Raw genomic sequence first — 10578 nt, 5'->3', positions numbered from 1 at the left:
TAGCACTACAGTTTTTCAAGGCTTTTCAGCATTTCATCCAAAGATAAATCTCCTTCATCCAATGCATCTAGGATATTGCTTACTGCTTCTTCCATATTCACATTTTCCTTAGGTATCCTCACTGTCTCCACAATCTCAGTTTCCTTTCCAGCAATATACTCTGCTAAACGAGATATACTAGAGTATTCGAATAAATCCGCTATTAATAGTTTCCCAGGATAAATTTCCTCAAGTCGTGAATACATTCGCTTTAATAGAATCGAATCAGCACCTAATTCAAAAAAACTATCATATATATCAATTTCTTCGAACCCAAGTACTTCCTTACAAAGATTAGCAAGCGTTACCTCGATATCGGAATAATTAAAATTTTCTTCTCCTAACAACTTAACTGTATTTCTGATACTTTCCTGTGTTCTTATGTTTTTCTGTTTTTTGTTAAGAGTTCGTCGCTGTACCCACTGCTTAATTGCCGGAGATACTTCGAATAAACCGCTTTCAATCGCTTGCATTAAATCCCATTGAGCGTTCATCTCCCCAATTAATACATTTTTAATATCTCTAGACATTACCTCATCCAAACACCGCATCGCTTGTTTACTAGTCATCGTATTAAACATAGTATCAATTACGAATCCTTGGTTGAATGCCATGCCAGTTTCCTTCCAGGTTGTCCAATTTATGGATAATGTTGGCTTACCATTTTTATTCCTATACTGGGAATAAGCATCAAGAAATGCATTGGCAGCAACATAATCTGATTGTCCATGAGCAGGAAACAGGGTTGATATAGATGAGAACAGAATGAAAAAGTCAGGCTTATCTTGTTCGGTTAGTTCATCCAGTATTCTAGTACCATGAATTTTCGGTCGTATTACATGTAAAAACTGGTCTATATCTCTTTGAAGAATCTCACCTGGGTTACCCACGCCAGCACAATGGAAGACACCATTTATTCGACCAAACTTCTCTCTTAATTGACTTACTGCTATGGACATTTCTTCTTTATTACTGACATCAACACTTATGCATTGAACTGTTGCGCCCGAACTTTCTATTTGTTGAATATGTGTTATCTTTTCTATTGTTTTACGATCCTGATTTTCTTCAATGATGCGGTCCCATTGTCTTCTATCCGGCATTGGTGTTCTGTTCAGCAAAGCAATATTTATTGGAAGTTTACTACTTAAAAAATTGGCTACCTCCAGACCAATACCTCCGGTTCCACCTGTTATCATATATACCCCTTGCTGATAAAATGGTATCTCCCTATGCGGTTGCTCTTCTAAGCTAACCTCTTTAAACACTTCCACATACCGTTCCCCTCTTCGATAGGCAACCTGGTATGATGACACGTCTGATTCTAACTCGTTTATCACGTCTTCTAGCTTAGTAAACTTGTCCACATCAATACATCGACTTCTGAGATTCGGATGCTCTTTTCTTAACACTTTTCCAAACCCAATTAAGCTCGCATGAAGAGGGTTGATAACTTCTTCTGTCCCATCTACCTCATTTGCATTTTCTGTTATAATAACCAGATCAATTACTTGCTCAAATCCGCCGTTTACTAGTGCTCTAGTTAAATAGAGTAAGCTCTCCACACTTTTGTGTATCGAATCATCTATTGCGTGAATCGATATAGTATTCTCAAATTTCTGACTCCAGGAAGCAGCATGGATAATCTTTGTTATTGGACTCTTATTTCTCAAATGCTCAAATAGTTTTGTATACTCTTCCTCTGAACCTGTAATCGTAAAACTGTTACCATCAAAATTTGAATTAGAGTCTCCATAACTAACTTCAACAACGTTTCTCCCCATTTTCTTATAATTGGAGATGATTTCATTCATAGAAGTTTCTGAGTGATTTATGACAATTATAGTCCCGTCATCTTCATCGTTTTTAGCCTCTAACTTTCGTCGCTTGTCCCAACTAATCTTATAGTAGGTTTTCGTATCATCCTTCGAAATGGAACTCCAATCAGGAATATCTAGCCAACATCTTTTTTTATCAAAAGTATAGCCTGGTAAATTCACTTTAAAATAAGTTCCATCCCTATAAAATAAATTCCAATTTATCTTAGCTCCAACAATGTAAGAACGGCATACTTGATCTACAATATTTGAATGACTTAAATTATCAAGATGTCTTTCCATGAATTCATTGATTTCAGTATCCATTCTTCGTTTTGTAGATTCGGTTATTGTCCCTAATCTAGAGACAGCATTTTCTTCGGATACAATATGATGTTCACCATAATAAATACCCTTATGTCCTGAATTAACTTGTCCATTTATTCCCGATTGTAATAATAGTCTTAATTTCTTTAATAATTCAAACGTACTATCAGCAACAATGGCTAGCCTACATTTAAAATGATTTCTTCCTGTATTTAATGTATAGCAGACATCTGAAAAGTTAATATTGCTGTTACTTAACAAGTGTTGGTATAAGTTATCTACCATCCTCAGAATTAACTCTGGCTTTTTTGCGGATAATGTTAGTATTTGTAATCCATCTTTTTCATAAGTAGTTTCTACTTTAGGTGCTTCCTCTAAAACCACATGACAATTGGTACCACTGATTCCAAATGAACTTATTCCACATCGTCTTGGATAGTCTTTCTGTTCCCAGTCTCTTAATTTAGTATTGATATACAATGGTGAATCGTTGAAGGTAATGTTTTTGTTAGGAACGTTGAAGTGTAGTGAAGGCGGAATCTTCTTATTTTTCAGTGCAAGCACAGCTTTAATCAGTCCGGCTATACCAGCTCCTTCGTATAAATGTCCAATATTACTTTTAATAGAGCTAATCGCACAAAATTGTTTTTTATCTGTGTACATACCAAATGCATTTTTTAAACCATCTATTTCAATAGCATCTCCGAGTTTCGTTCCAGACCCGTGAACTTCAATATAATCTAGTGTCTCAGGATTAATACCTGCTTCATTCCATCCCGCTGTTAACAATTCCTTGTGTGCAATAGGATTTGGGGCCGTAATGCCCATGGATTGACCATCTTGATTTGTTGTGCTTCCCTTAATTACCGCATAGATGTTATCATTGTCTCGCATCGCTTTACGTAAGGGTTTCAATAGAACCGCGCCAATCCCTTCTCCTAATCCCGAACCATCAGAATACTCATCTAAGCTCCGAGTAAAACTATCCGAAGATTCGATTCCTATTTTAAAATACTCTTTATCGATTGGTAATAATCCGAGTCTAGCTCCACCAGCTAATGCCATATCGCAATCTCCATTCCTTAGAGCTTTACAAGCAATATCGACAGAAACGAGTGAGGAAGAACATGCTGTATCAATTAACATACTAGGACCTTTTAAGTTTAGTAAATATGAAATTCTAGCTGGTACCATGGAAGATAGATTTCCAGCAACACAAATCGGAAGTGAATGAGGATCAAGATCATGTATCATTTCTTTGTACTTGTATCCTTCCAAGTCACTGATAAAACCTAAATACACCCCTGTTTTACTTCCCTCTATTTCTTCACCAGCATAACCAGCATTCTCTATTGCTGCCCACGAGACTTCTAAAAAGATCCTTTGAACAGGATTCATTAAACTAGCATCTTTTGGAGTTATACGAAAGAAATCATAGTCAAATTTATCAATGTCTTCTAGGTAGGCACTCATCAAAAAATTAGCATCTTCAGATTTTCCGTTATATTTCAAATAATTCTTTGCATCTAGTTCCCGTTGCTCAGGCAAATCTCTAATGCAATTAATCCCATTCGCTATATTATTCCAATATTCGTCGAGTGTATCTGCCATAGGAAATTTTACCGCCATACCAATAATAGCAATGTCATTATTATTAACTTCTTTGATATAGGTCTCATTATTATTAAAACTGTCGTTTAGAGACAATGAATCTAGTTCTATTGAAAAGTTATTCAAGCTCTACTCCCCTCCTTAGAGTTAGAGGTAGCATTTGAATCTACAAACAACTCCAGTTTATTAGAAAGGTTATTTATTAATCGCATGAACTGATTAAAAAGCTCCTTAACTTTATGCTTTTTCAATCTTCCTTCATTAAATATGCAAAGCAAGTCTATATAATCTTTGCCTTCAAACACTTCTAAGACTAGATCAAACACAAAAAGTGTTTGATGATACTGAAATCCATTATGTTTTTTAGATAGCATTGGTATGATTTCATTCGAATTTTTTCTATTTACTACATACTCCAATTCCTCAAGTGAAAAAGTGGATATATTTTCATCTTGATTGTTTTGACTCACTTTTAAGAACAAAGTATGTAAATCATTTATCTGATCAAAATTAGCGTTTAACTGCACTACGGTACTTTGATTATGTACAAGTGTTTGTATTGTAACTTTTGCTTCATTCGAAACTTGATTAAACAAATACATGTACATTGCAGAGAAGATATCAATCGTATTAATTCCAGTTACCCTAGCAATAGATAGTAAGTTCATCGTTATTTTAGGATCTAACCGGCTTTCAAACATTCCTTCTTTTTTACCAGTGTTACCTGTATTAAAATAATCAGCCGGAAGCGTAATCATATCTAGATGAATAGCATTTTTTCTGTCAATTAGCCTTGCAATATCAGATACAGTTTTACATGAATACATATCCGAGGCGGTAACTTTACCAGGATACAATTGATCAAGTCTTTCGTGAATTTGAACAAGTTGAATTGACCCGCCACCGTATTCTACTAAATTACTACTAACACCAATTGTTCGATTTTCAAATATATCTCTACAAATCTTTAAGATACTTTCCTCCGTTTCTGTAACTTTTGATTGTTCCAAATCAATATTCACCATCATCGCTGCTCGGAAGTTGTCCATTTCTGTTAAGACTGAGTTGAATTCGCCTTCATGATATTGTTCAACAAGCTTGAACCTTTGGGTTTTACCGCTCGTTGTTTTCGGAATCCTTTTTAATGGGATAACCCTGTTTATCTTTATCCCCATTTCTTGCTGTACTTTCCTTTCGATCACGGTAGCTAATTCAACAAATTTTTGTGACACAGCACTATTAGCTATATATAAATGGACTTCTTCTGTTTCTGTTTCATAGTTGTAATAACCACAAATTGCTACATTCTCTAGGGAGATATTGGCTATATTTACAACAACTCTTTCTATATCGTTTGGATAATAATTTTGTCCATTTATTTTAATAACTTCTTTTGCCCTACCAACCATGAACAATCTTCCATCTTCATTAAAAAAGCCTAAATCTTGAGTATTTAACCACTGATTTTCTATAAATACCTTACGTTTCGCTTCTGGGTTTTTATAATATCCATTGGTCACGTTTTTTCCTTTTATATGTATAAATCCTACATATTTAGCTCCAAGTACCTCATTTTTTTCATTGCATATTCTTATTTCACAATCATTAACTGCTTTTCCTAACTCTACGATTGTTAAATCATTCCCATTATTACTTTGATCCAAATACTCTACTTTTTGCCCAATATTCAACGTTTGTCGATTTACTACAACTCCCGCTAAGCCGTCTCCTAGTTTAGGAAAAGTAACCGCTAAACTTGCTTCAGCCAAGCCATAGCAATTTGTAATTACTCGTTTATTCAATCCATAACGCTCCATCGTCGTTAGAAACTCATCTATTAAACTATAAGAAATCGGCTCAGCTCCGTTTACGATTACTTTAATACAGGATAAGTCCCATTCTTCGCAAATCTTCGGTTTCATGCGACGTAAGAAATAGCTAAATCCAAAGTTAGGGGAACAAGTTATCGTAATTCTATATTCATTGATCTTTTTTAACCAAAGCATTGGATTTCTGATAAATAGTTCTGTAGGCATATTATATTGATTATTATTAGTCACCACAAAAAGAAGATGATTCCCAATCATCCCCATATCATGAGTAAGGGGCATCCAACTTAAACCAGAATCAACAGCATTAATCTCAACTGCAGAATTAATGGCATTAATGTTGGTAATAAGATTTTGATGAGTTAGTTCAACACCTTTTGGATCATTCGTTGAACCAGATGAAAACTGTATGAAAGCTATATCTTCCGGTTTTGCTTCATGTAAAATCCCTTTATTAGAGTAAGTGAAATTTTCAACCAACAATAGCTTTTCTTCCATTTCTTCTATTATCTGTTCATTTGATTCGTCTTCTTTCATTTTTTTAAGTGTTTCAAAACGTTGCTTTTCAGTAATGAGGTATGCACGATCAAGGGATTCCCAAATTTTTAATACTTTAAGCTTATGATCACTAGTAGCACCCACTGTAACCGGTACAGGAATAATTCCTCCTAACAAACATGCCCAAAACACTTTTAGGAACATCTCATTATCGCCAATCTGAAACAACAGTAAATCTCCTCGTTTGACCCCATCGGATTGTAAATCGTGAAGAATTTGCAGTGCATTTTCTCGAAGCTCCTGATATGAAAAAAATGTTTCTTTTGTTGAACTTTTGATGAATGTAATTCCAATATTTTCATTACTTCTTTCCATCATTGCCTGAACCAGTGTTGTATGCATAATCCACCTCCTAGTTAAATAAACTTTGGGTTTGTCCAATTAATCGATCATTAATAATTGTAGTCACCTGTTCTACATTTTCGTTTTGAAAAAAATGTCCTCCCGGCAGTCTGTAAATTTTACATCCAAACTGGCTATGTTCTTTCCACTGAAGTAAATCGGATATAGATATTTCTTTATCCTCTTTTCCACTCATCACAGAAATAGCGCATGGCAATTTTTCTTCTCTATCCACGTAGTTGAATGTACCCATCACTTTAAAATCAGAGTATATTATAGGTAAAAAGGTATTCATCATTTCATCATTTTCATATATTTCTTTCGGAGTACCTCCTAATTTAAAAATCGTTTCCTTAAGGTTCTCCTTTGAAAGCCCATTCATATCCAATTTATCTTTCGTAAGATGAGGCGCTCTACGTGCTGAGAAAAAAACATGCATTGGAGGATGACGTTCTTCAGATATGATTTTGTAAGTTAACTCATATGCAAGCCAACTTCCCATACTGTGACCAAATAGCGCATAAGGCGACCGCTCATCTATCTGATCCTTCACAATACTATAAACATCTTCTACCATTTCATTAAAATCTTGATAATGATTATCTGTATATCGCTTTCCCCTTCCAGCTAATTCAATCGGAACCAATTGAATACGGGAATTCAAGCTCTTTCTCCAATTGTTGTATACCATCGCAGAAGCACCGGCATAGGGAAAACAAAACAATTTAATAGTTTCCATCCATTACCTCCGATCATAGTCTTGAAAGCCTATTTCATTTTCAATTCCTTTCCCCCACTTCCATCTGCTTTGTTTCATCTACTAATTTTCCTATTTCCATCTTAATAACCTTATCTGCAATATGAAAATAACGATCGTCATGAGTTATCGCTATTACGCCCTTACCTTGTTGCTTCATCTCGGGAATTAGGGTTTCGTAAAAATATTTTCTAAATTCGGGATCCTGATCAGAAGCCCATTCATCAAATAAATAAATTGGCCGATCATCTATACAGCTAATAAGCAAAGCAAGTCTCTTCCTTTGTCCTGTAGAGAGCTTTGTAGTACTAAACTCACCATTATTAATTTTTAATTTTTCATCAATACCCAAATTGACCATCAGCGTTTCAATTCTATCTTTCTCTTTCGTAAAATCAATGCCATAAATACGATCAAACAGATAATAATCACTAAATACAGTTGAAAAATATTGCCCTATTTGTTCTGGCTGCGTATTCTCACCATTTAATTGAATTACTCCATGATCAGGAGCATATAAACCTGTAATCAACTTTCCTAATGTTGATTTACCACTTCCGTTTCCACCTGTAACAAACACAATTTCGCCAGTATTAAATGTGTAATTAATTGGTCCTACAGTGAATTGCTCATTTTCGTTGTTTTTATACATATATGAGATGTCTTTTAATGTGAGTGAAATTTCTTTCTTCGGTTGTAATTTAGAAGTAGTTTCTATGTGAGATTGCTCAAATGATGTAACTTGTTTTGACATTTCTTGAACTCTTTGCCAACTAACCTTTACACGATTGATACCAGGAATCATATTTAATACGTTGTCAATTGGTCCTTTCAAAAATAGAAAGATTAATACATAATCCGTTAAGGTCACATTACTTATCGATTTATACACAATAGGAAGTAAAAAAATTAGACCTCCTAATATAATAAAAGCCATTAACTCTCCAACAAAATATACATTTGTCCCTACCAACTCAGCATCCGTACGTTTTTTCCGATAATTATCACAGCTCTGAATCATTTCTGCTCTGAATTCTTCTTTTCTTCCTTTATGAAGGTATAATTCTTTGTAGCCACTAACTAAATCGTTAATAAATTTAAAGAAGGTATTCTGAATATCTCGAGTTTTACTATACAAACGATGTGCAGATTGATTAACCAGAACTAACATAATTCCAGCTATAACTACAAAAAATACGGATGTTAACAAAGCATATATATTAGATATACCGAGGTAAATAAAACTAATTAAGATTGTTACTGTACTAGTAACTCCTATAACAATCAACCCAATGGAGTTACTGATTACTTCTGTATCGTTATTAAGACTTGTAAAGATCTTCTCTTTCCCTACTTTTTCGAATTTATAATAGGGGGAATTTAATAATTTATTCATCAATTCAAGTCTTTTATTGAACACCAAATTATTGGTCATAATGGTCAATTGCTTTCGAACTCGCTTTTGAGAAAAAATGTAGAGGACCAAGCCCAACACAAAATATATGCCTAATGTAAATTTCAGCTCATTTTGATTCTTAAGCGCCATATTTACAACAAACATGACAAATGCATAAGAGCCACCACTCAACAAACTCAGAATGATAATAGAAAAATAGGATTTATCATTTACCTTCTCTGAGAATGCTTCCAATACGATGAGTCCAGAAATTAAAACAACGAAAGCTAAAATAAGATAGACGGACCATAATGCACTAGCAGGTAATTGCGTGTAAAATTCACTCCAAGTAAGTCCAGCAAGAAATGTTTCAGGAACACGATAAAAGGAATAACCAACAAATGTTAAGAGCACTACCAAACCAAGCAACCTTGTGACGTAGTAAACAGCGCCCGCTTTTATAAAATTTCTTTGTTTCCTTATCAACTCTATCACTAACTTCACAAGAAAGTAGAAAGTGAGTGCAGTTAGTAGACCAACAATGATACTAATGATAATTAATAAAATGCCGTATTGACTGATATCGAAATTCACACTATTTGCTGTGGGATTCATCTCAGTATTAGCAAAAGCATATTGAACCGTTCCAAATAATAAAACAAATAAAGTGAGGATACTGCTAACGATTTTTTTCTTTAAGCTTACCAAACGGATACCACCTTTACCGCAAACTAGTTTTTTATCCTAAAATAACCAAGGTATCTAAACAGTTCTAATTGTATCTGCTGAGATTAATAACTCATGTATTTGAGTTGTACCTTCGATAATTTCATTGATTTTTGCATCTCGATAATACCGCTCCACTGGATATTGATTCGAGCAACCATTAGCTCCATGGATTTGTACAGCATCACTTGCAATTTTCATAACTGCTCTTGATGCAAAATACTTAGCAGACCAAGTCTCCATAATACTATCAGGATCGCCTATTTCTTTTAAGTGGCCAGCATTATAACATAAGAGTCTAGCTGCCTTTAGATTAACGGTCATTTCTGTAATCATTTTTTTAATCAACTGATTTTTATGCAATGGAGCTCCAAACTGTATACGCTCCCTTGAATAGTTTACGGAATTCTCCAAACATGCTTGTCCAAGGCCTACACAACCTAAAGCAATCGTATATCGTCCATAATCAAGACAAGTTAACGCAATATGGGACAGTCCTGTACCTACCTTACCAATAATATTTTCTTTAGGTATACGAACATCCTCAAAGGTTATCTCAGCGATCATTGAAGCTCTTGCACCAAGTAATCCTGACATAGGTTTCACACTTACTCCTAGACTATCCCGTTCTACAAGAAATGCCGATGGCTTCCCATCAACCTGAGCAAAGACAAGAAAGAGATCAGCAATTTGTCCAAACGTAATCCATTTTTTCTTCCCACTTATTACAAAAGAATCCCACTCTTCCACCGCTGTCATTTCAATATTTTTTGCATCGCTGCCCACATTAGGTTCCGTTAATGCAAATGCTCCAATCAATTCGCCAATTGCAAGTTTGGGCAACCAAGTCTCCTTTTGGGCAATAGTCCCCCATTTTAAGATGGCTAGCGAAACCATGCCATGTACAGTTAACAAACTTCTTGTTGATGAACAGCCCCGACCTATTTCTTCATTTAGAATCGCCAAACTAATTTGGTCCATTCCAAGTCCGTTGTATTCATTTGGAATAACGCATCCTAAATAACCTCGCTCCTTCATTTCACTAATTACTTTCGGATGAAGTTTCTCCTCTCGGTCATGATATTCCGCAAGAGGAATAATTTCTTCATCAACAAACTTTCTTATTTTTTCCCGTTCGATAATATAGTTATCTGATAAGATCAAGCTAGAAACACC

The 10578-nt window shown here is 34.8% G+C and carries 5 protein-coding genes; all 5 read right to left on the bottom strand.

The features are described from left to right. Positions 1–5: 5 nt before the first annotated feature. From ACFVT8_RS05230 to ACFVT8_RS05210, 5 genes are read right to left on the bottom strand one after another with little or no spacing between them, the layout of a single operon-like run. Positions 6–3920 carry an SDR family NAD(P)-dependent oxidoreductase gene (locus ACFVT8_RS05230; protein ID WP_387081557.1) on the bottom strand — a complete coding sequence of 1305 codons (3915 nt, stop codon included), beginning with the start codon at positions 3918–3920 and terminating at the stop codon, positions 6–8. Then, positions 3917–6523, bottom strand: a complete 2607-nt coding sequence (locus ACFVT8_RS05225) for a non-ribosomal peptide synthetase (RefSeq protein WP_387081559.1) — start codon at positions 6521–6523, stop codon at positions 3917–3919. The genes ACFVT8_RS05230 and ACFVT8_RS05225 overlap by 4 nt, the downstream gene beginning before the upstream one ends. Before the next feature lie 10 nt (positions 6524–6533). Next, complete coding sequence (locus ACFVT8_RS05220) at positions 6534–7262, bottom strand: thioesterase II family protein (RefSeq protein WP_387081561.1); 729 nt, start codon at positions 7260–7262, stop codon at positions 6534–6536. Between the two features lie 40 nt (positions 7263–7302). Then, the gene (locus ACFVT8_RS05215) at positions 7303–9384 is read right to left on the bottom strand and encodes a cyclic peptide export ABC transporter (protein ID WP_387081563.1); all 2082 of its coding nucleotides are present in this window, start codon (positions 9382–9384) and stop codon (positions 7303–7305) included. A gap of 54 nt (positions 9385–9438) precedes the next feature. Further along, positions 9439–10566, bottom strand: a complete 1128-nt coding sequence (locus tag ACFVT8_RS05210) for an acyl-CoA dehydrogenase family protein (protein WP_387081565.1) — start codon at positions 10564–10566, stop codon at positions 9439–9441. Positions 10567–10578: the final 12 nt, after the last annotated feature.

It is taken from the genome of Lysinibacillus sp. NPDC058147 (assembly GCF_042884205.1).
Taxonomy (GTDB): Bacteria; Bacillota; Bacilli; order Bacillales_A; family Planococcaceae; genus Lysinibacillus.
Note: the sequence above shows the minus strand (reverse complement) of the source record. Positions and strands in the feature narration are given on the sequence as shown.

Coding starts and splice junctions, on each gene's coding strand:
- ACFVT8_RS05220 (WP_387081561.1), bottom strand. CDS start 7,262: ATGGAAACTATTAAATTGTTTTGTTTTCCCTATGCCGGTGCTTCTGCG.
- ACFVT8_RS05225 (WP_387081559.1), bottom strand. CDS start 6,523: ATGCATACAACACTGGTTCAGGCAATGATGGAAAGAAGTAATGAAAAT.